At 57.4% G+C, this 23,922-nt stretch carries 22 protein-coding genes, 1 tRNA gene and 4 pseudogenes; 14 read left to right on the forward strand and 13 right to left on the reverse strand.

Going from position 1 to position 23,922, the window contains the following annotated elements; translation table 11 throughout:
* The first annotated feature begins 4 nt into the window (after positions 1-4).
* Positions 5-1,231 (forward strand): hypothetical protein, encoded by a 1,227-nt coding sequence (locus GRI44_RS00980; protein ID WP_160599440.1) that lies wholly within the window; start codon positions 5-7, stop codon positions 1,229-1,231.
* 323 nt (positions 1,232-1,554) lie between these two features.
* Here GRI44_RS00980 and GRI44_RS00985 read toward each other — a convergent pair.
* The 3 genes and pseudogenes from GRI44_RS00985 to GRI44_RS00995 all read right to left on the reverse strand — a co-directional run.
* Positions 1,555-2,638: pseudogene (locus tag GRI44_RS00985) on the reverse strand (IS5 family transposase).
* 44 nt (positions 2,639-2,682) lie between these two features.
* A complete protein-coding gene (locus GRI44_RS00990; RefSeq protein ID WP_160599441.1) occupies positions 2,683-2,850 on the reverse strand; it encodes a hypothetical protein in 168 nt (55 codons plus the stop codon).
* A pseudogene (locus GRI44_RS00995) lies at positions 2,825-3,457 on the reverse strand (integrase core domain-containing protein); the annotation flags it as partial. The gene GRI44_RS00990 and the pseudogene GRI44_RS00995, both read right to left, overlap by 26 nt.
* 6 nt (positions 3,458-3,463) lie before the next feature.
* On the opposite strand from GRI44_RS00995, the pseudogene GRI44_RS01000 reads away from it, so the two are divergent.
* A pseudogene (locus GRI44_RS01000) lies at positions 3,464-3,753 on the forward strand (transposase); the annotation flags it as partial.
* 299 nt (positions 3,754-4,052) lie between these two features.
* On the opposite strand, the gene GRI44_RS01005 reads toward GRI44_RS01000, so the two are convergent.
* A complete protein-coding gene (locus tag GRI44_RS01005) occupies positions 4,053-4,817 on the reverse strand; it encodes a tyrosine-type recombinase/integrase (protein ID WP_160599442.1) in 765 nt (254 codons plus the stop codon).
* A gap of 3 nt (positions 4,818-4,820) precedes the next feature.
* On the opposite strand from GRI44_RS01005, the gene GRI44_RS01010 reads away from it, so the two are divergent.
* The 3 genes from GRI44_RS01010 to GRI44_RS01020 all read left to right on the forward strand — a co-directional run bounded on the left by GRI44_RS01010 (position 4,821) and on the right by GRI44_RS01020 (position 5,736).
* Entirely contained in the window at positions 4,821-5,003 is a 183-nt protein-coding gene (locus GRI44_RS01010; protein WP_160599443.1) for a hypothetical protein, read from the forward strand.
* Between the two features lie 94 nt (positions 5,004-5,097).
* Positions 5,098-5,331, forward strand: coding sequence for a helix-turn-helix domain-containing protein (locus tag GRI44_RS01015; protein WP_160599444.1), 234 nt, complete (start codon positions 5,098-5,100; stop codon positions 5,329-5,331).
* Positions 5,332-5,418: 87 nt separating this feature from the next.
* Positions 5,419-5,736, forward strand: a complete 318-nt coding sequence (locus GRI44_RS01020) for a VanZ family protein (protein ID WP_202386112.1) — start codon at positions 5,419-5,421, stop codon at positions 5,734-5,736.
* On the opposite strand, the gene GRI44_RS01025 is transcribed toward GRI44_RS01020, so the two are convergent.
* On the reverse strand, positions 5,726-6,937 hold the full coding sequence (locus tag GRI44_RS01025; protein WP_160599445.1) for a hypothetical protein: 1,212 nt from the start codon (positions 6,935-6,937) through the stop codon (positions 5,726-5,728). The genes GRI44_RS01020 and GRI44_RS01025 overlap by 11 nt on opposite strands.
* Positions 6,938-7,206: 269 nt before the next feature.
* Here GRI44_RS01025 and GRI44_RS01030 point away from each other — a divergent pair, with 269 nt between their 5' ends.
* Positions 7,207-8,115 (forward strand): glutathione S-transferase family protein, encoded by a 909-nt coding sequence (locus GRI44_RS01030; protein ID WP_202386113.1) that lies wholly within the window; start codon positions 7,207-7,209, stop codon positions 8,113-8,115.
* A 149-nt stretch (positions 8,116-8,264) separates the two neighbouring features.
* Here GRI44_RS01030 and GRI44_RS01035 read toward each other — a convergent pair whose 3' ends face one another.
* Entirely contained in the window at positions 8,265-8,876 is a 612-nt protein-coding gene (locus GRI44_RS01035) for a DUF5681 domain-containing protein (RefSeq protein WP_160599447.1), read from the reverse strand.
* A 750-nt stretch (positions 8,877-9,626) separates the two neighbouring features.
* Here GRI44_RS01035 and GRI44_RS01040 point away from each other — a divergent pair.
* Positions 9,627-9,983: a hypothetical protein gene (locus GRI44_RS01040; RefSeq protein ID WP_160599448.1), complete on the forward strand. Its 357-nt coding sequence runs from the start codon at positions 9,627-9,629 to the stop codon at positions 9,981-9,983.
* Between the two features lie 103 nt (positions 9,984-10,086).
* The gene (locus GRI44_RS01045) at positions 10,087-10,308 is read left to right on the forward strand and encodes a hypothetical protein (protein ID WP_160599449.1); all 222 of its coding nucleotides are present in this window, start codon (positions 10,087-10,089) and stop codon (positions 10,306-10,308) included.
* 227 nt (positions 10,309-10,535) lie between these two features.
* Here GRI44_RS01045 and GRI44_RS01050 read toward each other — a convergent pair.
* A pseudogene (locus GRI44_RS01050) lies at positions 10,536-11,295 on the reverse strand (IS5 family transposase).
* 925 nt (positions 11,296-12,220) lie between these two features.
* Between GRI44_RS01050 and GRI44_RS01055 the strand changes: the two are divergent.
* Complete coding sequence (locus GRI44_RS01055) at positions 12,221-12,358, forward strand: transposase (protein ID WP_160599450.1); 138 nt, start codon at positions 12,221-12,223, stop codon at positions 12,356-12,358.
* A gap of 25 nt (positions 12,359-12,383) precedes the next feature.
* Positions 12,384-12,551, forward strand: a complete 168-nt coding sequence (locus GRI44_RS14165) for an EAL domain-containing protein (protein WP_408609193.1) — start codon at positions 12,384-12,386, stop codon at positions 12,549-12,551.
* A 220-nt stretch (positions 12,552-12,771) separates the two neighbouring features.
* On the opposite strand, the gene GRI44_RS01065 is transcribed toward GRI44_RS14165, so the two are convergent.
* The 3 genes from GRI44_RS01065 to sppA form a co-directional block, all read right to left on the reverse strand.
* Entirely contained in the window at positions 12,772-12,975 is a 204-nt protein-coding gene (locus GRI44_RS01065) for a hypothetical protein (RefSeq protein ID WP_160599451.1), read from the reverse strand.
* A 668-nt stretch (positions 12,976-13,643) separates the two neighbouring features.
* A tRNA-Val gene (locus GRI44_RS01070) sits at positions 13,644-13,718 on the reverse strand.
* Between the two features lie 84 nt (positions 13,719-13,802).
* Entirely contained in the window at positions 13,803-15,698 is a 1,896-nt protein-coding gene (gene sppA, locus GRI44_RS01075; protein WP_160599452.1) for a signal peptide peptidase SppA, read from the reverse strand.
* A gap of 131 nt (positions 15,699-15,829) precedes the next feature.
* On the opposite strand from sppA, the gene GRI44_RS01080 reads away from it, so the two are divergent.
* Both GRI44_RS01080 and GRI44_RS01085 read left to right on the forward strand, forming a co-directional pair.
* Complete coding sequence (locus tag GRI44_RS01080) at positions 15,830-16,867, forward strand: aspartate carbamoyltransferase catalytic subunit (protein WP_160599453.1); 1,038 nt, start codon at positions 15,830-15,832, stop codon at positions 16,865-16,867.
* A complete protein-coding gene (locus tag GRI44_RS01085) occupies positions 16,864-18,090 on the forward strand; it encodes a dihydroorotase (protein WP_160599454.1) in 1,227 nt (408 codons plus the stop codon). Before GRI44_RS01080 ends, GRI44_RS01085 begins: the two co-directional genes overlap by 4 nt.
* Positions 18,091-18,172: 82 nt before the next feature.
* On the opposite strand, the gene GRI44_RS01090 is transcribed toward GRI44_RS01085, so the two are convergent.
* Genes GRI44_RS01090 through GRI44_RS01100 form a run of 3 tightly spaced genes read right to left on the reverse strand, consistent with a single transcriptional unit; the run spans position 18,173 to position 21,080 of the window.
* Complete coding sequence (locus GRI44_RS01090; RefSeq protein ID WP_160599455.1) at positions 18,173-19,651, reverse strand: SPOR domain-containing protein; 1,479 nt, start codon at positions 19,649-19,651, stop codon at positions 18,173-18,175.
* 19 nt (positions 19,652-19,670) lie between these two features.
* Entirely contained in the window at positions 19,671-20,345 is a 675-nt protein-coding gene (locus GRI44_RS01095) for a hypothetical protein (RefSeq protein ID WP_160599456.1), read from the reverse strand.
* A gap of 18 nt (positions 20,346-20,363) precedes the next feature.
* Positions 20,364-21,080: a ParA family protein gene (locus tag GRI44_RS01100; protein WP_160601148.1), complete on the reverse strand. Its 717-nt coding sequence runs from the start codon at positions 21,078-21,080 to the stop codon at positions 20,364-20,366.
* A gap of 226 nt (positions 21,081-21,306) precedes the next feature.
* Here GRI44_RS01100 and GRI44_RS01105 point away from each other — a divergent pair, with 226 nt between their 5' ends.
* Both GRI44_RS01105 and GRI44_RS01110 read left to right on the forward strand, forming a co-directional pair.
* On the forward strand, positions 21,307-22,269 hold the full coding sequence (locus GRI44_RS01105; protein ID WP_160599457.1) for an SPOR domain-containing protein: 963 nt from the start codon (positions 21,307-21,309) through the stop codon (positions 22,267-22,269).
* A 123-nt stretch (positions 22,270-22,392) separates the two neighbouring features.
* Positions 22,393-23,694, forward strand: coding sequence for a DUF418 domain-containing protein (locus GRI44_RS01110; RefSeq protein WP_160599458.1), 1,302 nt, complete (start codon positions 22,393-22,395; stop codon positions 23,692-23,694).
* The last annotated feature ends 228 nt before the right edge of the window (positions 23,695-23,922 follow it).

Genomic DNA, 23,922 nt, shown 5'->3' on the forward strand with positions numbered 1-23,922 from the left:
CAAAATGCGTACTCGTAGTCACCACACTGCAAATGCCTTCGACAATTTAGAACGTGGGCTTCTGACCTTCGCAATCGCGACATTTCCGTTATATATTTTCCCGTCTGGCGGCCTGCAGCCTTCGCACTTTTTCTTTCTACTAGTCGCGGGTATTTCGATCTATCGACATGGACCTTTAAGACAAATTTGGGTTGAATTGATGGCCATATTGGCCGTTTACATCCTAATAGTAGAACTTGCATCTGGGGCATATCCGAACGAACTCCAGCATTTGGCTAACCCAGCTTTTTTCTTATTTAACTTCCTTTTAATGACAGGATCTTATCGGGTAATATCAAGGTATGGCGCATCAACTCTAAATACAGGAGTTGCGGTTGCAATATCCATTGCATTGGGGGGTGCCATACTGGGAGGATTCAGCCTTCAGGGAGGCGGTCAAATTGATCGTGGGGTAGGATTTTTTAACAATCCAAATCAGCTTGGTTATTTCTCTGTCTGTATAACGTCACTTTCGACCCTTATATATATTAACAATTCTGTTTCATTTTTCAGATTAATGATACTCCTCTCTTTATCTTTATTTTTGTCGGTAATTTCGCTTTCAAAGGCTGCTATGCTGGCGAACTTCCTTACGATTTTCTTTGCCGCTCGGCCTTTGGGTAGGTGGGGCACCAAGCAAACCATCTGGGCTGCGTCTCCGGCTTTGCTTCTGGGCTTGGGGCTATGGATATCTCAATCAGGGGCTTTCGATCATTACCATTTCGTAGAACGACTTGCTAACATGGGTAGTGAAAACGACAGTTCTGCCGCAGAACGGGGTTATTTTGCATTCCTTCAGGGCGGTATTATCAGTCAGATATTCGGTCTTGGCAGCGTAGAAACCTATAAGATTGTCGGACATGAAGTTCATTCGACGTTGGCTGTAATTTGGAACACTTACGGTCTAGTAGGTTTTTTGATTTTCGTTCCGATCTTGGTCATATGGGGACGAACTTCTTACAAGAGTTTTGGTCCAATCGCGACATTAGCATTGGTAGGCCCCCCACTATTGTACGGTTTGACTCACAACGGCACTCGTTTTTCTATATTATGGTTTTTGGTTTCTGCAACGATGGCTCTCGCCCATCGTGAGGCCCGGAGGCGCAAATCTAAAATGCCTGCGTTAGCTGTCGATGTTGAAAACGCACCTAATCGGCGTAGGATTTATCGGCGAAAGAGGTCGCCTATATAGTTACGCGAATGGCCGCGGATTTCACGCTCTGCCAACCCCGATCATGTTGGCAAACCCAGCCGGTGAAACCAGCCCACCGGATCCGGGAAAGGCGGAAAACTCCAGGCCTGCATGATCCAAGGTGGGTAGCAGTGCAACGGGCTGGAGGTGTCGGAGCCCTGGCGGCTGAAGGAGCTGGACAACCGCAACAACCATGGTTTCGGCGGGCATGATTGGCCGGATTGCCGCGATAGGCGCGAGAGTTACGCTTGAGCGACACCGATTGGCCGCTCTGCGGCGTTTTTCATCGGCATTTCGGTCTGTTCGGTGGATTTCAGGCGTACCTATCCGGTGGCTGCGCACCGTTCGTGGAAGATCAGGCGATCAAGGTTATAGGCCAAGTTGGCCAGCGTGAGTTTGGCCTGCGCGCGGGCTAGGCCGATGGTGCGGATGAACAGCCCGTAGCGGTTCTTCTGATATGCAAAGACATGTTCAACCCTGGCGCGGATTGCTGACTTTGCGGCATTGGCGCGCGCGATGTGCTCAGGCATCGGCTTGCCCTTGGGCTTCCGGCGATGGACGCGGCTTGTGAGCATGTTGCGCGATAGCTAGGCCTCGTTCTTCTGGCTGCGATAGGCACTAACGGCCCAGACATCGTCAGCAGTGTTGCTTGTGTCGATCACGCGGCGGCAGCTTACGCCCATCGCTGTCGGCCGCCGAGGTGACGCTGGCTTTGCGGATGAACCCATAGCGCCGATCGATGCTAATATGCGACTTGTATCCGAACACCACCGGCGTAGCGATCTGCGGCAGCGGTGTCCCATCGGGCCGATAGCGGACCTTGCCGCCGACCTTCAGCGTCCAGCGCGCACCAACATCCTTCTGGTGCGCTTTGTTCGGCCTGCCGCGCCAGATCTGCTTTGCCGACTTGCCCGCTTTGACGGCGGCCTTTTCTTCCTCGGTATTGCGTTGCTTGGGGGCAGGAACGAGCGTAGCATCGACGATCTGACCGCCCATGGCCAAGTATCCTGCCTCCCGCAGTTGCTGTTCGAAGGCCTGCATCAGCGCCTCGAGTGTGCCGCTCTCGGTGAGCCGGTTGCGGTAGTGGCGGATGGTGTTCTCATCGGGCATCGAACCGCCCAGATCGAAGCCAAAGAAGCGCATCCAGCTCAGGCAGTCGCGGATCATGAACTCCATGCGCGCATCGGACAGATTATGCTGCGTCTGGACCACGAGCACCTTGAACATCGCGACCGGATCGGAGGGCGGTCGGCCGCCCTTTGCGCCGTCGCTGTAGTCAAGCCCGCGGGTCAAAAGCGGCCGGAAGTATTCGAACTCTACCGTGCCCGCCAAAACCTCCAGTGGATCGCCGTCCTTGCTCAACCGGTCCAGGTGCTCCGCCAGCGAAAACAGACTGCGTGGGTGCATCGCAACTCTCCATCCAATGCACCAAATGAATCACAATCAGGCGGTCAAAGCGAGGGGTTTTTGCGGGTGTCCAGCTCGGCAGCGAGAACGCGAAGCTCAAGCGCTTGCTGGCCGATGCGATGCCGGACCAGTGACGTGACACCATTTGTAACATCGAGTGACTGGCGAGACATCGCCGTTACACGATTATAGCCTTTCACGAAGAGCTTCATAGGGTGTCTTCCCTTTGAAGGCGCCGTGCGGTCTATGGAAGTTATAGAAGTGCTCCCATTGATCGAGTTTGGCTTCCAGATCGAGGTCGCCTTTATAGCTGAGCAGCCGATAAAATTCCTGGCCGTCGGAGCGGTGTGATCGTTCCACTTTTCCGTTGAGTTGGGGCGTGCCACGTTTGATATCAGCATGACGGATGCCGAGGTCTTCGACGTGCCAATTGAACGTGGCTTGGAACTCATGACCGTTATCAGTGCGGATCTCGCGGATACGGAATGGGAACTTGTCGATGATGTGATCGACAAAGTCGATCGCGTTAGTCTGGGTATGCTTTTGGTAGACCTTGTGTGCACGCACGCGGGTAGCGTCATCGATCGCCGTGTATTGGAAACGGCGTATCTTCTCGCCTTTCTTTCCGAAGAAAGTCAGAAACTTGACGTCCATCTGGATATGATGGCTAGGGACCTGTTTGTTGTAGCACTTGGTGTGAATTTTGCGCAGACGCGTTCCGCGCGGGAGCCGGTTCAAGCCATTGCGTTTGAGTATCCCGTAGATGGTTGCGTCGGATAATTTGATGCTGCGATAGCGCGCCAGATACCACATGATCCGTTCTGCCTCGGCCTGGTTCCACGCCAGTTCTCCTCTGGTGGTAAAGAACGACTTGGCCGTACTTCTAAGGCTGGGCAAGCTGATCTCCGCAGACTGCTCATCATTGGCGCGATGTCACGTCTGAAATGGATGGCCGTAAATCAACACCAGAGGACTCGTGGCTGGCACCGATCTCATCCCGGAAGCCGCGAATGCTTGTAGCTATTGCTTTGGCCAACAAGATGGCGCGGACGATCTGGGCGCTAATAATTACAAATGAGGATTATCGAGTTCCGGCACAGGTGGTGGCAACATGAGCAACATGCCGCAAAATCTGCCTGACGTCGGATAAGGGAGGTGTGAGAAGGCGACGACCAGAATGGGCAAAATGATCGAAAAGATCTGGGTCAGAAAAACCAGTTAGGGACTCTGAGCATAGAAGCTCGCTAGCGAGATTTGGATCTGACCCGCAGATCACCATACCGGTCAGCGGCTTCTAATAGTGCCGCATTCATAGGCCTTACAGAAGACTGCACTCGATCACCAATCCATAGGATCAAAAACTTCTTGCACCATGGGCGGCAACCACAGAAGTCCCTACATGTCTACAGCCCCTCTATGCATCCGGCACCGACGCTCGCGCGATACTGCTGACGCCTGGCATTCCGGACCGGCCCAGGTCCTCGCGCCAGATTCCAGAATTGCCCAGCCGCTTGAGGCCGTCCCAGCGGCGCTCGTGCATAAGCCCGGCCGAGGCGTTTTCCACATATCGCGACAGCACCGCATGGCTTTTCCATCCCCCGGCGTGCATGATTCCGATGATGTCTGCTCCGGCAACCATCATGTCCTGCGCCGCCCCCACGCGCATCGAATGGCCCGATAGCGAGCGAACCATCGCTGGTTCGACCTGAGCCCTATGTGCGGAGGCCTTGATCAGCCGGCGAATGGATGACGTGTTCAGGTGCCGGGCCGACAGTTTCCGTGTGTGCAAGCCGCGAAAAAGTGGCCCCTCGTGAAGATCTGCCGCGCTCAGCCAGGCGCTAAGGCGCGTGGCCGTGACGGGGGACAGATAGGCGATCCGCCCATCGCCGAAGGGATCAGACTTGGCTATCGGGATCCGGATCCTCGAACAATCCTTATTTAGATGCTCAACCTGCATCGCGGCCAGTTCATAACTTCTGCCCAGCGTATCGTAGCCGACGCTCAGCAGCGCCGCGTCCCGCAGCCCGCTCAGGGTGCCGGGGCAAGCGGCGGCAATCTTTCCTAGAAGTCCCGCTGTCAGCCCGGTCGATTGTTTTGGCCGGCTGTGCCGCGCGCGCCGGGCACGCCGCAGGGACAGATAGACCGCGCTGTTGTCGGTGGGCGAGGGCAGATCCGCCAACCGGTGGGCAAACTTGATCGCGTCGACGCGGTGCTTGATGGTCGAGATGGCCTTGGTTTCCAGCTGCGCATCGACAAATTCGGCGATCGTTTACGGTGCGGCCGGAAGCCATCCCAGGTCGCGACGGGCGCACCAGGCCTGGAAGTGTTTCAGATCATTGCGATAGCCACGCAGCGTGTTATCTGAGTACGCGCCAGCGCAGCGGGCAAACATGCGGTCCATTTGAGATTGATCAGAGAAACTCATGTGTACTAATTTAGTACTTAAAGAGCGAGAGTCAATGATTTCTTCCCGTCAAATACGCGGCGCGCGAGGCCTCCTAAAAATTACCGCAAGCGAGCTTGCCGAGTTGGCGGGAGTGACATGGAAGACGGTGCAGCGTTTCGAAGCGGCCTCGGATATTCCGCCCTCCCGAAGCGGAACACTTGAGCGCGTAAAAGCCGCGCTCGAAGACGCCGGTATCGAGTTCATCGGCGATCCGGTAACCTCGCCCGGTGTCCGCCTGCGCCGCTAGGAAGATTTCCCACCATGATCGCCGCTCTCTCCGCTGCACCGTCTAGCGAGGCTGCTCTTCTGGAGCGCAGCCGCTTTTGCGCTGGTCATGGCCAGCCTGCAAAATCCGATCGAGCTACCCGGCGAACCCAGTGACAAGGTTCAGCACATGATCGCTTTCGCAGTTCTGGCACTGCTCGGAGCGCAAGCCTATCCAAGGCGCCTCATGGCGCTTCTCATCGGGCTCAGCGCCTTCGGGGCGCTGATCGAACTCGTCCACCTGATCCCCTCTTTGAAGCGCACAGCCGATTGGACCGACCTTGCAGCCGAGATCATCACTACGGCCGCCGTCCTCGGCGTCATATTCATGGTCCGGCGGCTGCGTGCCCGCCCCAAGCGATTTACGAGAGAAGCGCTTATTCGCTAGGCTGGCCAATGATGGGATTCATCGCCAGCACCTGATCGATGTGGGCCACAGCCTCATTATATCGTTTCGCCTCGAGGTTACCAAACCTATCCGAAAACGAAGCCTCGGAGAGGCCTTCCAAGGCCGTGAGCAACGATTTCGGAAGAAGGTCCTCTTCTCGGGCTAAGCTGAGTGCCCGCAGTGCCAGGGCCGAGGTTTTCGGATCTTGCGAGAGGAGTGCCGCCTGCATCCCGGCCCTGTCTGCGGCAAGGTCGACGAAAGAAAACCCCGAACCATTGGGCAAGCTGTCGCCAAGTTCCTTCCACTCCCCCAGGTTGGCAGCAACCTTCGCGCCCAGAACAGAGGTCAATGCCGCCGAAAAAACCCAGTGCTTCGCCAGATCTGTGCGCCCTTGAAGCATGATGGGCTGGGAAGATGACGGGCAGTCCTTCCTTAGTGCCGCCGCCCCTGGAGAAAGTACATCAGCCTTCTCCTCAACCACCAGTATGGCGAGGGCAACAAACGCCGCCCGATTAAAATCGGCTGCATCAGTGGAAGGCGCTGCGGCGAAAAGCCTGTTCACGAGCACAGGCAGGAGATCTGTTGGATCTTGCCGCTGATCAGCAGCAGCCTGACAGTACAGATCTCTGACAAGTTTGGGATCGATGCTATCTGCTCCAACCATCCGTACATGGCCGGTGCCACTGACATCTCTCGGCAGGGCAATCTCAGCTATAACCTGATCATCTTCAACTGATACACGTCTCACCAGCTCATCCAGTGACGGATTTCGCGCGCCGCTTGAGGAGAAACTCCAACGAACGGCATCGCCCAACCACCTCGAGACGGTGGGAGGAAAGCTGATCCAGCCAACCTTGAGACGATAGGCGGGAAATCCGGCGTGCTCTCCCGCCACCGTAGTTTCGGTGTTCAGCCATAGGCCAAGCGGAAGAGCAATGCTGGCGCTGACGGATAAGATGCCGTTCTTCAGCCGCGTCTCAACGCGCTGGATACCGGTCACATCGCTGAGCAGGCTGGCCAATCCTTCAATGGTCTCAGGGCTGAACTGAACCTGTGTGGCAGCGCCGGTACCTTGCGCTACCTTTAGCTGGTCCCAGACCTCCCTGGCAGCCCCGACATCTTGCGCCGAAGGCCGCTCCGCTGGCCTAACCGCCGCGCCTACATCGATGAACATGACGGCTAATATGGTCACCAGAAACATTACAAGCGCCGCGCCATTGCGGAGCCGGGTTTTAGAAGGCCGTGTGGACATCGGATTGACCTAAACCAACATCCCTGCGCCATCCACCCACAAACACCAGGAAGCTTCAGACGCTCACGCAGGCAGGACCCGGAGCCGGATCATCGGCACGAACGAGGCCAAGGCAATGTAATCCGGCAGCGGCCGATCCGAGACTGGCGGTGCGGGATCAAGTTGACCGCTTCCGCTCAATTCTTCATCGACTGGCGCTGATGCCGAGGAGGATATCAGTGCCCGACATTCTTTTTCACCAATATGACAGTTCGCCATTTTCAGAGAAGGTGCGCGTCTGCCTTGGTATCAAGGCTCTGGCATGGGCGGCTGTCAATCAACCCGTCATCATGCCCAAACCTGACCTTGTGGCGCTGACGGGTGGTTATCGCCGTATACCGGTCATGCAGATCGGTGCGGACATTTACTGCGACAGCCAGTTGATCGTCCGGGAACTTGAACGACGATTTCCCGAACCAACGCTGTTCCCGCAGGGCGACCATGGCCTGGCATATGCCAACGCGATGTGGACGGACCGCGCGGTGTTCCAGGCCGCGGTCGCGATAATTTTCGGGGGGCTAGGCGAGAAAGTCCCGGCCGCCTTTGTCAAAGATCGCATAGCGCTTTCCGGGCGTTCGTTCGACCCGGCCGCCATGCAGGCGGCTGTTCCCCATATGGAAGCGCAAATCCGGGCACATATCGCGCTCTTATCCGATCAGCTTGCTGACGGGCGCCGGTTCCTGTCCGGGGACAGCGCCGGACTGGTTGATGCCAATGGCTATTACAATTTGTGGTTCATCCGGTCGGCCTTTCCGCCAGCAGCAAGCCTGTTCGAGAGCATGCCTCACCTGCCTGAATGGCTGGAGAGGGTGAAGGCGATCGGTCATGGCGAGCGAACGGAGGTAAGCCGCGAGGCTGCGCTTGACCTGGCGCGGACCAGCGAACCGATAGAAAGCACGGTTGCGTCCCGGGACGCCGAACTTGAAGGCAAGCAGGTAACTACTGCCGCCGATGATTATGGGCGCGACGCGGTTGCAGGATTGCTTGTGGGCTCGTCCGAGCATCATGTGTCGATCCGCCGCAATGATCCGCGCGTAGGTGAGGTCGTTGTTCATTTCCCGCGCATAGGATTTTCCGTTCTGAGCTGACGCAAACTGTTCCGTTCCCGGTAAAACCCCGGGCTTGCGCGCGTTCAGTTTGCCTTGGGACGCGCCCAAATCTTGCGCAGCACCATGCATTGGCGCGCTGCTTGATAGAAACCGGATACATGGCCCCCGTGTTTCAGGGGCGGCCGGTATCACTTGGCCCTTTTGCCGCCAGGCGGTTGCCGTCGCGCGGCTTTTCTGTGCGGCCGCTTTGCCGGCTGTCGAGGTTTCACTTCGCTGTCACTTGGAGATGTCGATGCCGCACTGGGCCCGGGCGGGGTCCGTATCGGCTGCTGGTGTACAGGAGGGCTGACCGCACTTTCCAACAGCGCGGCCAGCCGTTGCTCCTCAAGTGATGCCTTTAAAATAGCCAACAATGCAAGATCCTCTTCGCTCACCTTGATTTCAGGCGGCGGCTCCGCGTTTTGGCGCATCACGGAAAACACCGCGAGCTTGTCCATCGCCTCCAGGATCGCGAGGATCTCCTTCGGCTTCGCCCCCTTGGCGGAGTGCACCAGTTGTTGAACAATGGCCTGGTAGGCCGAGACCATTGTCTCCTTGCCGTCCGCGCCGGTAACAGCGGTCTTCGCGGCCATCGCGTCGGCGATCTCCTCGGCCAGGTGCTTGGGGATTGTCTTCACCTTGCGCGGCCGCCCTTTCGGATTCCCGCTGAACCCGGGCCGGAAGCGACCCGCCTCATCGCGAGGTTTCGCCCGCGTGGGGCGCCGGGGAGTTTTTCTATTAATATTAAGCGGCATGACCATTGTACCTCCAAAGCGAACTTCCAAACCCTGCCGCCCTTGCGGGGGCACGATCTGACACTTCCCTCCTTGGTAGCCACTTAAGGCTGGTCAGACGGCGCCCCAATTGGAGCGCCTGGATCCCAATGGATCAGAGACCTGTCCGGTTTCCAAGCAAAATCTTCTCCGCTGGACAAAATGCCCCGCCCGCAGCGCCTGCACAGCGCTTGGCGCCGCAATTGTGCGCAGTCTGGACAGCTCTGTGTCCGGTTTGGCCTGCGCCAGGACAGGCCTGGACAGGAAAACTCGTCCCCAGGACAAGTTTTGCGCCCTGCTGGGGCCCGATAGTGCGCCTGTTCGGCGCCTGATCCGGGCCTGTTATTTGCCTGTTATTGCCGCTGTTCGGCGCCTGCTTTGCCCCTGCTGTAATCCTGCAAGAAATGGCAGATTTCTGCGGCATGAGGCCGGTGCGAGTTTCCATGGGGCAAGCGCATTATGTCCCGCAATAACAGGCAAACAGGGGGAAGGGCGGCGGCACCCCCTCGCGCGATAACACCACCTGTCGAGCAAAATCATAAGGGCAGCTACATTAGAATGTGGATACTTGTTAGCGGAACGATTTCTTACTGTAATCATTAGATAATACATCAGGTCAGGTTAAAGCGCTAAATTAACAAGCTGGCAAAGATTTTCCAAAGGGGACCCTACATGCGATACACAGTACTTGCGCTCGCTTGCGCAGCTTCGCTCATTTCTGCTTGCACAAACAGCCTAGTGGTTGATGCGACAGGGGCTGAAATTCCCTCAGAACAGGTATATGCCAGCAGCATTGGTGGGGCTGACGGAATTGTATCTCCCGGTGAAGAATTGGACGGCCGTGTCCTTCGCGTGTCAACCGGCACCACGGTCAATCGTTTCGCTTTTCTTGCTAACAACGTTTTCAGGATCGAAGATAGTTCCGGTGATCTGATGGTGCAGGGCACCTACCGGACCCAAGGCTCCGATGTCTGTGTCGATTGGGCGCCGCGTGGTCAGGAATGCTGGCCAGGGATGATGAGTGCATCTGGCACTGAAACAACCATTACCAGCAACAGAGGCCAGGAAATAAAGATATTGCTTATAGACAGTTAAGCCTTATGCTGCTATAAAATCCATGAAATTCAAAATGTAAGTTTCGCAGAGTCGGTAATCGTTAACGGATTTAGCCGGCATTAAATCGGTCAAGGGTAATATCTTGAAGAACTCAAAAATTTTGACTCCGGCTATTGCATTGTCGCTCGTTATAGCTAGCTTTGCTGCGCTTGCTCCTACTTCTGTGAGCGCTCAGGTGCGGAGTCAGAATCGTCCTGAGATATTTCTGATTGTCGGCGGTGTAGCAGCGGCGGCACTTCTGGTGCTGCTGGTGGCTGGCGGTGGAAGCAAAGGTAACAATCGCCCAACTCCTGTTAGCCCATAATCTGGGTTGAGGTGATTGAGAAAAGTGAAAATGTTTAGCTCTGCTAGGCATTTTTTGCCTCCATCTGTTATCTTGCTGAAGCGCCAGGTAATATTGATTGTTTGGTCAGATTGCATTGTGCTGGCGAATTTTCTGGCCGCATTCACGATGACGTCCTAGCCGAAGCTATGAGTATCATTGCGGCGTTAATAAGAGCGAAGATCGGACCTTAATATTAGGCTCAGTTTTCATCGATTCATCCAGAAGATGACTGTCGATGTGATGCAGATGGCGGGCATGAATGTGTGAGCGCAGCGGTGATAGCGGCTGTGGATGCGTCGCCAGTCCTTGATTTTGCAGAACATATTTTCGACCTTGTGCCGTTGGCGATAGAGTTTGCGGTCGTGCGGTATCGGGACCTTACCATTCGATTTTGACGGGATTCACGGGGTGATGCTGCGCTCGATTAGGGCACTGCGGAACCAGTCGGCGTCATCCTCCGGTCCCCGAGCTAAACCTTGGCCTTTGACAAAGCATGGACCATCGGGGCCGCCCCCTTGTAATCTCTCATCTGACCTTCGCTGAGCAGCATGTTTAACGGCCTGCCCTGACCATCGCACATGGCGTGCAGCTTGGAGTTCAGTCCGCCTTTTGTGCGGCCGAGACGTCTGGGAAGAGTCCCTTTTTTAAGAGGCTAGCAGCCGTGCAGTGTGTCTTGAGGTGGGTGGCATCGATCATCAACTGATCCGGCTCACCTGCCTTTGCCGCCAGGCCAGCGAACATCTTATTAAACACACCCATACGGCTCCAGCGGATAAACCGGTTATAGATTGTCTTGGGTGGGCCATACTCGGCAGTTGCATCGCGCCAACGCAGGCCGTTGCGGATTACGAAAATGATGCCGCTAACAATCCGCAAGTCATCGACCCTTGGAACCGCATGCGACAACGAAAAATAGGGCTCAATCCAGCGCATCTGCGCCTCCGACAAGCAGATCAGATCACTCATGGCAACACCTCCTAGGCACTGCCATTGAATCAGATAATCGTAGCGAAGAGAATCTTTTTTAATAGGCCTGAGCCTAGCTTTAAGAAACAACTTTTTGCCAAGAATTAGTCTTCCGCTATACGGTTTACCCCAGCGCAGATTGTTGCTTAAATTGCAGATATCCAGTTCGTCTAAACTCGGCAGCCGGTGCCTTATTAACAGCACGCCTTATGCCAGCGAAGCTGTGCATCCGACAATCTGCTCGGATCGATCATAGCACCTCTCCTTCGCTGTGGCGTGATAGGAGTTATCGTGATCGAAGAGCAGCGTTCTTGCGCTTTAAGCGTGATGCGATATTCGTGTCGATATAATTGATCAGCTGTTACACAGTGCTCGCACACGTAAAGCAGACAGAAATTTTGAGGATATTGGCAGATTGAGCTAGCTTGCCTGTCACGCAATTACCACACGCAGATATACCCTCCGTCACTGCGTCATCACGACCTTGTCAGGGCCGTAGTTCCAGTACTGGCTTTTGCGTAGCTGTCTGGAACGAGTGCGGCCATGATTGAAAATCATTATTGGCACTGAGTCCGCGATGATGATGCTAAAAAAGCGCTGGCGAGCTTGGCACTGGATTGGATCCATTATTGTACGACAGGTTTCGCTAACAACACTGACATTCCTAGGGTACTCCTTCGTACCTGAGGCCTGCCGTACATTCAGGTTTAGTGTCCCACGTAAATAGAAAACTCCTCGACTTCACTTGGGTGCTGGCTTCAGCTTTCGACGCGACCACTAGCCATCATCGTCGCGAAAATGAGACCGGCTAAAAAGCGTGGAGTCTCTCTTTCTCGAGGATATTGGCTTGGGAGCATTCGACCGGCAGTCAAACAAAATTCCATCGTCGCTATAATGTCGTTTTCTCGCCCAAGTCCCACTACAAATGCCGCACAGCGAAGTGCGCACCAGAGTGCGCGATATCATCCGGCAGGTCTGCTGCGAGATGGGCGTGACCATCATCAACGGAGTACTGTCCCGCGATCACGTCCACCTGCTCTCATTCATCGCTGTCACATCTTAGAGCCTTCCCGATAGATGAGGTAAAAATTGACCGAAGCTTCGTGTCATCAATTTGCACAAGCCATCAAGATCGCCTTATTGTTCAAGCGCTCATATCTATAGCGTTGAATCTTAATATCGGCGTCATTGCTGTAGGTATCGAGACCATCGAACAGCAAAAATTGCTTCTGCAAATAGGCTTTCTTCAAGGGTAAGGATTTTTGTATGGTGCAACCCAAAATGGGTGCCGGACAAAAATACTACGTCTTGGTAATCGATCGTCTGGTTTGGAGGCCGAACAAGCAGCTTAAGGGCAGCATTGTCGAATCATGACGAAACCAATGCAGAAATCTTGAACTACCCGGCTTGAACCACTGGCAAGAATTTGAGTATATTTTCGAGCATGCCTTGGAAAAAAGTCGGATTGTGAACGATCTAACGATAAAATGAAGTTTTGAAATGCCACCAAAAGTAAAAAAGTTTGGCAAGCCAATGTGCTAAATTCTTCTGCTTTGATTGGTCTAATAGAGCCGCAAGGACGGGCAATCCATGCCAGGCCACATTTTCAATCGTGAAGCTTGGATTTAAAGGATCCATGGCAGCGCGGTTGACGAGAAACTCGCCGATGTGGCGGCTCAAACTTTCAAGGCCATCGTCTTGCCACTATATGATTTGAGCAAAGGACAATAATCCGCATCCAATGACTTCAACGCTAATTTCTAGAGGTGAGACACTTCGGTTCTGAACATCGCATTCGCGTTGGTCACTGAGCCCCCATTGCGCCTTCTGTACAATCGTGCAGCGCAAAAAGCGTTCGATGCTCTCAATGGTGACAGGCGATGGATTACTGTCCCGCATTGGTGGCGAGGCAGCATTGTGGCTGGCTGAGTGGTGATAGATGATGATTGGGTTGGACTGTTACAATCGCGCTTCAAAACCTTTGCCAGAGACGCTTTTGAGAAGCTCACTCCTGTGATCTGCAGCGAGGGTAAGCCAGCGTAATGAAAAGCAGCTCTTCCACATCGAAAACTGGATCGCTTGAGTAATTCGCACTCGACTGGCGCCATTTTAACAACGCTGAGTTTTGAACATTGCAACCAGCCCAAGCGAGGTTGTTTGCCAAGCATCTCTTCTTTGGCTGCAAAATTTTGAAAGCCTATAATGGCCAAGCGCTTGTTACAGAATCAGGGCCTGCAATCGGGCTGTCGCCGAGCGCCAAAATTCGTCTCTGTTCGCCAACGTCTTTTATGCGTTTTCCATGGACTTCCATGGACGCACTGCCTGACCAAGCTAAGTCTTTGGAATCATGGTGGGCGCGGCAAGGATTGAACTTGCGACCCCACCCGTGTGAAGGGTGTGCTCTACCACTGAGCTACGCGCCCGCCGGTGACAGGCGCATCATGCGGGCCTGCGGCAGGGGCGCGCCTTTATCGCGCCCGTTTTGCAAAAACAAGCGGTCTGATGGCTTAGCGAAGGACCAGAACGGCGATTTGTGCAAGCCAGCCTTGCGAGCCCAAATCGCCAGTGGACGCCGCCGCCTGAGCGCGGGGCGGGGCGGGGCATTCGAGGCAATAGACCTGCATCCCGCGCGTTCCCAGCAAACGCTTTAGATCGCCTGCAAGCTGGCCGGTAAGGGCCTGTTCGCGCCCTGCCACCATGCCGAACAGATCGCGGCCAGAGGTGGCCTGTTCCTGATCGCCCAGCATGATCGAACGGATCAGCGTGTCATATGGGTCTTCTTCGGCACCGAGATATTCGACGTGATAATCGCCTGCATCCAGCTTGGCCTTGGCGGCTGCCCAGACAATGGCATCTTCAATACCGCCATACTGGTCAACCAGGCCAATCTGGCGCGCAGTGCCGCCGTCCCAGACCCGGCCCTGGCCGACATTATCGACCTGTGCGGTGGTCATGTTGCGTGACGCAGCAACGCGATTGAGGAACTGGCGGTAGCCATCCTCGATCGTGTTTTGCAAAATGGCATCCACTTCCGGAGTGAAGCCCGCGATAAGGTCGGGCTGGCCGGACAGGGCCGTGGTGCGCACGCCATCGGCATTGATGCCCCATTCTGCCGCTGCCTTTTCAAAGGTGGGCACGACGGCAAAGATGCCGATGGAACCGGTGATGGTTTCAGGTTCGGCAAAAATCCGGTCAGCCGGGGTGGACACCCAATAACCGCCGCTGGCCGCGACATTGGCCATGGAAACCACGATGGGGATTTTCTTCGCCTTGTGACGCAAAATCGCCAGACGGATTTCTTCCGATGCCATGACCGAACCACCGGGAGAATCGACGCGCACGACCAGCGCAGCCAGATCATCTTCCAGCGCATCGTCCAGCAGCCCGGCAATACGTTCGCCACCTGCGGTGCCGGGGCCAGCATCGCCGTCCACAATCTCGCCAGCGATGGTCACCACGCCAATCGCCTTGCCCGGTGTTTCGGGCGCGCTTTCGGCCAGCCACGTATCAAATTCGGTGTGGGCAAAGCTGCCGGGCGCATCGTCCAGCTTGTCTTCGCCGGAAAGTTTCGCAACCCGCTGGCCAAATTCCACGCGCGTGCCCAGCTTGTCCACCAGGCCAGCGGCAAGGGCTGCCTGTGACAAATTGCCGTTGCTGGCACTGACCCATTCTGCCGGAGTTTTGGTGACCAGATCCATCTTCAGTTCGGGCCGCGCCTTTTTGACATTGGCCTGCCATTCTTCCCACAGCGCACCATAGAGGGCTTCGTAATTTTCCCGCGCTTCGGGTGACATGTCGCTGCGGAAATAGGGCTCGACTGCGGATTTATACGTGCCCACCTTGTAGACGCGCGCATTCACATTCAGATTATCGATCAATTCGCCATAATACAGCCGCGTGCCGCCGGGCCCGGCAATCATCGCGCCGCCCAGCGGGTCCAGCCACACTTCGCTGGCGTGGGATGCCAGCATCATGCCGTCGTCACTGTAGCCCACAGCGTAGGTTAGCACAGGTTTTTCGGCAGCGCGGACACGGTCCAGCGCTTCGCCGATGGCTGACAGGTGAACCTGCCCACCGCCCATGAAAGTGGTCAGATCGAGCACGACGGTCTTGATCCGGTCATCACGCGCGGCAGCTTCCAGCGCCTGCACTACATCACGCGCCTGGTATTCGCCGACGGGTGCCTGCTGCGAGAGCAGCGCGGCAAGCGGGTCGATTGCCGATTTTTCCTCAACAACCACGCCGTCCAGCTTCAACAGCAGGGCACCGTCATGCACTTGTGCCGGGCTGGGCCGTGCAGTCAGCACCATATACAGCAGGCTGAAAAACAGCAGGAGGAACACCAGGCTGAGACCGTCCTTGACGGCGACCACCAGGTGCCAGACCTTGCGTGCAAATGACATATGCTAGAAAAATCCCAAAATTACTGTGTGGCGGCTGATTAAAGACAGGTCCGGCCTAGAGACAAGTTCGGGCTACTGCCAGCCGAAACCACTTGAGCGGTATACTCCACTCGACTAAGGGCTTGGCTTTAATGACATCGGCGCAAAAAAGCTCGTATGCCGGCCGCTATCCAGAAGGTAGCCAGGCGTTCCCTCACCGTGACCTGCTGGGCATTGGCCAGCTGGAACGGCACGAGATCCTGTATCTGATTGATGAAGCGGAACAATGGGTTGCGCTGAACAGACAATCCGCCAAACATACAGATGCGCTGGCGGGCCTGACCATCATCAATGCGTTTTTCGAAAATTCCACCCGCACGCTGCTCAGTTTCGAAATTGCGGGCAAGCGTCTGGGCGCTGACGTGGTGAATATGCACGCCGCGCAGTCCAGCGTGAAAAAGGGCGAAACGCTGATCGATACGGCGATCACCCTGAATGCGATGCACCCCGACGCCATCGTCATCCGCCACGGCAGTTCCGGCGCGGTGGCGCTGATTGCCGGCAAGGTGGATTGCCCGGTGCTGAATGCGGGCGATGGCAGCCATGAACATCCCACGCAGGCGTTGCTGGATGCGCTGGCCCTGCGCCATGCGCTGCGCGACCGCGGTGAAAAAGCCGATGATTTCACAGGTCTGACTGTCACCATTTGCGGCGATATACTGCACAGCCGCGTGGCGCGGTCCAACGTGCTGTGCCTCACGGCATTGGGCGCCAATGTGCGTTTATGCGCGCCGCCTGCGCTGATGCCGGCAGGTATCGAGCGGATGGGCGTGCAGACATTCCATAATTTTGACGAGGCGCTGGCAGGCACCGATGTTGCCATGATGCTGCGCCTCCAGACCGAACGGATGGAAGGCCAGTTCATTCCGTCACCCCGCGAATATCATCATCTGTATGGCCTGACGCGCAAACGGCTGGCCAATGCTGCGCCCGATGCGCTGGTGATGCACCCCGGGCCGATGAACCGCGGCGTGGAAATCGACAGTGATGTGGCCGACATGCTCGACCGGTCGATTATCACGCGGCAGGTGGAAATGGGTGTCGCCATTCGCATGGCGGCGCTCGACATTCTGACGCGCAAGGCCAGAGGCGTGGCCGGCTGGGCAGAGCAACAGGGGCAATGGGTATGAAACAGACACAGCCCCTTACCATCACGGGCGGCAGGCTGGTGCTGCCAGACACCATCACCAATGGCGCAGTGCGAATTGCCGACGGATTGATTGCCGCTGTGGGCGATATTGCCCCGCAGGACGGGGATGAGGTGCTGGATGCCAGGGGCCAGCTGATTGCGCCGGGGCTGGTGGATTTCGGCGTTTTTGCAGTGGACAAGCCCGCGTTTCATTTTGGCGGCATTACCCGCGCCGCCTTGATGCCGGACCAGTCACCGCCGCTGGATGTGCCATCCCGCGTGCGGTTTGTGGCGCAAAGCGGGAAGCCGGATTTCTGGGTTCATCCGCTGGCTGCTGCCACACGGTCGCTGGGCGGCACGGAACTGGCTGAACTTGGTCTGATGCGTGATGCAGGCGCACGCGGGGTTGCCACCGGCCGCCAGTGGATCAGCGATAGCGGCGTCATGCTTCGGTTGCTGCAATATGCGGCCATGCTGGATATGGTGGTGGTGTGCCACGCAGAGGATGCGGGGCTGGCAGGCACAGCGGCTGCCACCGCTGGCGAAATGGCGACCCGTCTGGGCCTGCCCAGCGCGCCTGCCGAAGCAGAAACGCTGGCAATTGCGCGTGACATCGCGCTGGCCCGGATGGCCGGCGCACGGGTGCATTTTCGCCAGGTAACAACGCAGGCTTCGCTGGACCTCATCAGGATCGCAAAATCGCACGGGGCCCAAGTAACAGCGGGCGTCACGCCGGCCCATTTCATGCTGTCTGACCTTGCCACTGCGGATTTTCGTACCTTTGCCCGCCTGTCCCCGCCACTGCGCCCTGAAAGTGACCGCCAGGCCGTGCGTGATGCAATTGAAGATGGCACGATTGATGTGATTTCATCGGGGCATGATCCGCGCGGACCGGAAGACAAGCGGCTGCCCTTTGCTGACGCACTACCGGGCATGGCAGGGGCAGAAACCCTGCTGGCCATGGTGCTGACGCTGGTGCGTGACGAAGTGATCGACATGGCGCGCGCATTTGATCTGGTTGCAGGCGCCCCCGCGCGGTTGCTGGGCGCGGCAGCAGGCGCGCTGTGCGTGGGTCACGAGGCGGATATTGCGCTGATCAATCCTGAGAAACCGTGGATCATCGACAGCCGCAAAATGGAAGCCACGGCAGGCAATACGCCGTTTGACGGGCAGCCCACGCAGGGCCGGGTCACCATGCTGTGGAAAGGTGGCGTGCGCGTCTGAAGGCGCTCCGTACCCTTCATGCAACACAAAGCCCCCCTTCCCGATATGGAAAGGGGGCTTTGCAATAGCTGCGGTCAGGCTGTTAGCGCGAGGCCATCCGGATACCGGCATCGACCGTGCCGGGCAGCGGCGATGATGCGGCATAGGCAATGCAGCCAAAGCCGCGTGCTTTGACGGTTGAACACATGCTGCGGGCATCAGTGCTGGCCATGTTGCCAGCAGCCACGCGCCAGTATGTTTTGCCGTTCACGCGAGCTTCGGTGATCACCATGTCATACTGGTCAAGACTGGCGTGGCGTTTGGTATAGATGCCCCATGCCTTTTGCGCTGCGTCCTTGCTGGTGAAAGACCCCAGCTGAACTGCATGATTGCCGCCTTTCTTGGCGGCAGCACGCATGGTTTGCGGCGCTGTGGCCGGTGTTTTTGACCGCGTTTGCGTGGCCGCAGCCGTTCGGGCTGCGGAGCGTGCAGGAACGGTCTGGATCACCGGACTGCTGAAGAAATTGACCGCATTGCGCGCAACCTGCGCCAGCGTGGCGGTGGTTGACGCAGCAACAGCGAAGGCTGCATCGAAACTGTCCGATGCGGCGGGCGCCGCCGGCATGCCGACAGCTTCGGCCATCACAACAGGTGCAGGCTGGCTGACAGGAATTGCAACGGGCGCCGCGCGTGTTTCGGCGCGCGCCAGTGCGGGGGTTTCCATTGCCGCTGCATCAAGTGCGGGCAGTTCGCCCTTTTCGGGCATGGCAAAGACATATTCCTGCGCATCGTTTTGCGCGGGCACCAGCGTTGCGGCTTCTGCGGCCATCTGCTGGTTGCTCGGGTGATTGGCCAATGCGAGTGCGGCAGGCTGGCCAACGTCACCGACCAGCGGAACTTCCAGCAGCGCGGCGACGCGCTGATGCGACATTTCTGGCGCTGCATAACGCGCCCATTCGCCAATCCGGTCACCAACCTTGTCAGCCGGCACATCTTCGGCGGCCATCACGCGGGCAGCGCGCCAATCGCCTTTCAGCGCGTAGGCATAGGCCAGATTCTGCCGAACCTTGGCTGAATTCTGGCCGTTACGCAGCGCATTGGTCAGCACATGAACACCCTGATTGGCATCCCCTGTCAGCGCCAGCGCCAGGCCCAGATCAGCCGGATCAAGATCATCACGCCAGTCAGTCAGCAAGGCATGGGCAGACCGGCTGTCACCAGCGGCAACCAGCGCCAGCGCCAGGCTGAGGGCAGTGCGCGGGCTTTCATCGCCCAGGGTCATGGCATCGCCAAAACTGGTCGCGGCAGACTGGAACCGGCCTGCCTCCATATAGGTCGCGCCCAGCATTGCGCGGTAGGCAGCATTGCGCGGGTCGGCCAGAACAGCCGCTTCGGCGTGGGACAAGGCGGTGTCAGCATCGCCGCGGGCAAGGGCGGTTTGGGCCTTGCCGGCGGACAGGTCAGCCTGCGGTGCGGCCTTTGTGGTGCAGCCGCCCAGTGCCGTAGTGGCAAGAGCGGTGGTCAAGGCGAGCGCCACCATCCGGTTGCTCCGCCCAGTGGAAAATTTCGTTTCGTGGGTCATAGTCTGTCCCCCCTCTTGTTCAACGCCGCTTGACCTGTGCGGCGAGCGATTCGAGTTCGGGCATGTCGCCCATCAATGCATCGAGTGCATCGGTCACGATTTGCTGCGCGCTGCGCCCACGAATGGTGCAGGCGAGGCGCAATTTCAGATGACGTTCGGCATCCAGACGCAGAGTGAATGCGGCCCGTTTGCCCCGGTCAATCGCCGAACGGCGCGAACGCACTGGCGCGGGTTTTTTGGCAGTTGCCACTGGCGCTGGTGGGGCTGGTTCTTCGGCAGGTGTGTCGGCAACATCGATGGCTGACAGGTCCAGCCGCTCGACCAGCGATTTCTGCTGGTCCAGCACGGTTGATTTGGCCCGTGCAGCAGCAGCCAGACGCGCCTGCGAAACTTCGTCAAGTTCGCGCGCTTCGGCCGCTGTTTCTTCATTGGCAGGTTCAGGCGTCAGGCGGACAATATCCGCGTCACGCTGCGTTTCCGGTTCGTCACCCATGTCGTTCCAACCCAGATCATCCAGACCATCAAGGTCATGATCATGGTGGCCGTGATGATGGGGATCATGACTATTGGCTGCATCGGCAGACATGGCAGCGCCAGCCAGCATGCCGCCGTGCTGGGGGCGCATGGCAGGGCGCGCCCCGCCTTTGCGGGCCAGCAGCGTAGGGCTGAGAGAGGCGAATGATGGTTCGTTCATGGTATGCCCTACCTACGCTTACTGTGCGACGCGGCGGCCGAAACCACCACCTGGGCGGCTTGCTCCCGGCGATTGTGCCGCCATGTTGGGGGCAGCAAAGACGGTGCGGCGGAAATTCTTTTCCAGCCGGTCGGCAATATAATTCCACAGCGCGGCAACTTCGGCAGAAGAACGGCTGTTGGGGTCCACTTCCATCACGGTGCGGCCATCAATCATGGAGGCGGCAAAGTCGGTGCGATGGTGCAGGGTAATAGGGGCCACGGTGCCATGCTGCGACAAGGCGACAGCGGCTTCCGAAGTGATTCGCGCCTTGGGTGTTGCGCCATTGACGACAAATACCAGCGGTTTGCCCGCACGTTCGCACAGGTCAACCGTGGCGCCCACGGCGCGCAGATCGTGCGGACTGGGGCGGGTTGGCACCACAATCAGTTCGGCCACGCCAATGACAGACTGGATGGCCATGGTGATGGCAGGCGGCGTATCAATCACCGCCAGTTTGAAACCCTGCTGGCGCAAGGTCTGCAGATCGGATGCAAGCCGGGCCACTGTGGTCTGCGCAAATGCGGGATATTCCGCTTCGCGTTCATTCCACCAGTCGGCGGTTGATCCTTGTGGATCGATATCGATCAGAACCACCGGGCCAGCACCGGCGCGCTGCGCCTGCACTGCAAGATGTCCTGAAAGTGTGGTCTTGCCCGAGCCACCCTTCTGCGAAGCTAATGCCAGTACACGCAAGGCGTGATCCCCCTGATATCCATCGATCTTCACCGCAACAGTGCGGGTCGAATGATGAAATCGCAGGATACCCCTAATTTTGGGTTAACATTCGCATATTGGATCATGAACGGGGTACGCCGCATTTTGGCCATGCGGCAGTATTTTGACATCAGAAACACTTTGCTAACCGGTCCTTCACTATGATGGCGCCCACTGTTCGGTTCGCCACAAGGCCTGTTTGAAGATGATTGCACGTTTCCCAATATTGGGCGCCGCCAGCGCCATCTGCCTTGCCTGGGCAAGCCCTGTGCTGGCCGATGTCAAGGCAGGCGTGGATGCGTGGACTTCGGGTGAATATGCCGCCGCAATCGCGCAATGGCGCGGCCCTGCGGTAAGCGGGGATGCTGACGCGCAGTTCAATCTTGCGCAGGCATACCGGCTGGGGCGCGGGGTCGATGCAGACCTGCGCGCAGCAGAAACGCTATATGCACAGGCGGCAGCGCAAGGGCATATGAAAGCGGCAGACAACTATGGATTGATGCTGTTTCAGGATGGCCGGCGCCAGGCCGCCATGCCCTATATTCTCGCAGCATCGCAGCGCGGTGATCCGCGGGCGCAATATTTGCTGTCCATTGCCCATTTCAATGGCGATCTGGCAGCGCAGGACTGGCAGCGTGCCTATGCGCTCATCACGCTTGCCCATGCATCTGGCCTGCCGCAGGCAGCAACAGTGATGCAGCAGATGGATGCCCACATCCCGCACGAACAGCGCGAACAGGCGCAACAACTGGCACAGGTTCTGAAACGCAATTCTGATGCCATGCGCGCCGTGCAACTGGCGGCGGCAGATCTTGGCGCGGTGGTTGATGATGGCGCGGATTACGGCACAATCGAAAAGGTTGCTGTCCCCCGTCCGGCAAAGATCCCGCCAGCACTGGCCACATCCGCTGCGAAAACAGCGCCTGCGATAAATCCAAAATCTGGCCCGTGGAAAGTCCAGCTGGGCGCGTTTGCGGTGGGCGGGAATGCCCAGAAATTATGGCAGAAACTGTCCGCCCGCGCTGAACTGGCTGGCAGCCAGCGCTTGCTGGTCCCCTCAGGCAAGGTGACTTTGTTGCTGGCAGGCGGCTTTCCATCGCGCAGCGCCGCGACTGCAGCATGTTCCAGCCTTAAAAAATCCGGTCAGGACTGCCTCGTCATCCGCTGACAGGCACCAAGCGGTCTGGCCGTGATTGTCCATCGGCGGGCCAGATGATGCATTGGTAGAAGCCGCATTGCCGCAACATCCGGCAGTGCTATGCCCTGAACTTCGTGTTGGAGGGGGCGGGCGATGGATAATTTCGAGCTGTATAAGGCTGATGTAGCAGCCACACCGGATGAGCCGGACCAGCAGGAAAATGCGCTGCAGCCTGCGGCCGAGCGGCTGACAAGCCTCGATTTTATTCGCGGTATTGCCGTGCTCGGCATCTTGTGGGCCAATATCGTCGCCTTTGGTCAGCCGATGACTGCCTATATGTGGCCCGGCGCGTTTACCGTGCCGCACGGCCAGCTGTCCGAATGGATGTGGGGCATCCAGTTCCTGATTGTCGATGGCAAAATGCGCGGCCTGTTCACCTTGCTGTTTGGCGCCGGGATGATGCTGTTCATGCACAAAGCGTGGGCGCGGGGGGCAGGCAAATGGCTCCAGGCGCGGCGTTTGTCATGGCTGATGGTGTTTGGCGCCATCCATTTCTACCTCATCTGGCGCGGCGATATTCTGATGATGTATGCCTTTGCCGGACTGCTCGGCCTGATGTGCGTGGGGTGGAAGCCGCGCACGCAACTGATTGCGGGCATCGCTGGGTTTGTAGTGGGCAGCCTGGTATTTCTGGTGATGGTGGGGCCGCTGCATTTTATCGCGGACACAGATTTCGGCACTGCGCCTGCTTACGCGGATATGCGCGGTAATATGATCGAGGGCAGGGAAGCGGATATTGCAGATGGTGTGCAGGAAACGGCCATCATCATTGCCGGCAATTATCCCGCCTTTGTCCGGCACAATTTTTCCAGCCACCTGTCTGACCCCCTTTCATCCTTCACGCTGTCGCTGATGGAAACCATGCCGCTCATGCTGATTGGTATGGGCCTGTATGGTCTGGGGTTCTTCAGCGGCGGCATTGACCCTGCCAAAATGCGCCGTTGGGGCTGGGCAGGGGTGATTGCAGGGTCACTTGCCACCATTCCGATTGTCCTGTGGGCATATTCCACAGGATTGAGTTATTTTGCGACGCTTGGCGCCTTCGTCGGTTTTTCCGCGCTCCCGCGCCTGCCGGTCATCATCGGGATTGCGGCCTTGCTGACGCTGCTTGCGCCGTCAGCCAAGGGTTGGCTGGGCGTGCGTCTGGTGGCAGCGGGGCGGATGGCTTTTTCCAATTATCTGGGCACGTCCATCCTGATGATGCTGGTTTTCCATGGCTGGGCAGGGGGGCTGTTTGGCCAGCTCGGCCGGCCTGAATTGATGGGCGTGGTTATCGCTGCGTGGGCGCTGATGCTGGCGTGGTCAAAGCCCTGGCTTGAACATTTCCGCTACGGCCCGCTGGAATGGCTGTGGCGCTGCCTAACATACGGCAGGATTTTCCCGATCAAGCGCTGAACCGGGCGCGTGATGACCGGCTTTCGAACGGTTTTTACGCCAAAATGACGCTGGGAATCATCGTTTGCGCTGCCGCTGACAGCGTGCCCTTATTCTATTTGCAGTTACTTTTGCCAATTTCCAATTCATTCAATACTATAGAGTACCCTGTTTGACTCTTTAACCATGTCGGTGAATGTTAAAGCTTGGGAAGTTTCCTTGTAATTGGGTCGTGAGACCTCCCTGAAT

Source organism: Allopontixanthobacter confluentis (assembly GCF_009827615.1).
GTDB classification, from domain to species: domain Bacteria; phylum Pseudomonadota; class Alphaproteobacteria; order Sphingomonadales; family Sphingomonadaceae; genus Allopontixanthobacter; species Allopontixanthobacter confluentis.

What these genes read in the sequence shown, in the direction of transcription:
- GRI44_RS00980 (WP_160599440.1), top strand. Translation starts at nt 5, where the DNA reads ATGCGTACTCGTAGTCACCACACTGCAAATGCCTTCGACAATTTAGAA.
- GRI44_RS00990 (WP_160599441.1), bottom strand. Translation starts at nt 2,850, where the DNA reads ATGAAGCTCTTCGTGAAAGGCTATAATCGTGTAACGGCGATGTCTCGC.
- GRI44_RS01015 (WP_160599444.1), top strand. Translation starts at nt 5,098, where the DNA reads ATGATTTCTTCCCGTCAAATACGCGGCGCGCGAGGCCTCCTAAAAATT.
- GRI44_RS01020 (WP_202386112.1), top strand. Translation starts at nt 5,419, where the DNA reads ATGGCCAGCCTGCAAAATCCGATCGAGCTACCCGGCGAACCCAGTGAC.
- GRI44_RS01025 (WP_160599445.1), bottom strand. Translation starts at nt 6,937, where the DNA reads ATGTTTCTGGTGACCATATTAGCCGTCATGTTCATCGATGTAGGCGCG.
- GRI44_RS01035 (WP_160599447.1), bottom strand. Translation starts at nt 8,876, where the DNA reads ATGGTCATGCCGCTTAATATTAATAGAAAAACTCCCCGGCGCCCCACG.
- GRI44_RS01055 (WP_160599450.1), top strand. Translation starts at nt 12,221, where the DNA reads ATGCCGCACAGCGAAGTGCGCACCAGAGTGCGCGATATCATCCGGCAG.
- sppA (WP_160599452.1), bottom strand. Translation starts at nt 15,698, where the DNA reads ATGTCATTTGCACGCAAGGTCTGGCACCTGGTGGTCGCCGTCAAGGAC.
- GRI44_RS01080 (WP_160599453.1), top strand. Translation starts at nt 15,830, where the DNA reads ATGACATCGGCGCAAAAAAGCTCGTATGCCGGCCGCTATCCAGAAGGT.
- GRI44_RS01085 (WP_160599454.1), top strand. Translation starts at nt 16,864, where the DNA reads ATGAAACAGACACAGCCCCTTACCATCACGGGCGGCAGGCTGGTGCTG.
- GRI44_RS01090 (WP_160599455.1), bottom strand. Translation starts at nt 19,651, where the DNA reads ATGACCCACGAAACGAAATTTTCCACTGGGCGGAGCAACCGGATGGTG.
- GRI44_RS01095 (WP_160599456.1), bottom strand. Translation starts at nt 20,345, where the DNA reads ATGAACGAACCATCATTCGCCTCTCTCAGCCCTACGCTGCTGGCCCGC.
- GRI44_RS01105 (WP_160599457.1), top strand. Translation starts at nt 21,307, where the DNA reads ATGATTGCACGTTTCCCAATATTGGGCGCCGCCAGCGCCATCTGCCTT.
- GRI44_RS01110 (WP_160599458.1), top strand. Translation starts at nt 22,393, where the DNA reads ATGGATAATTTCGAGCTGTATAAGGCTGATGTAGCAGCCACACCGGAT.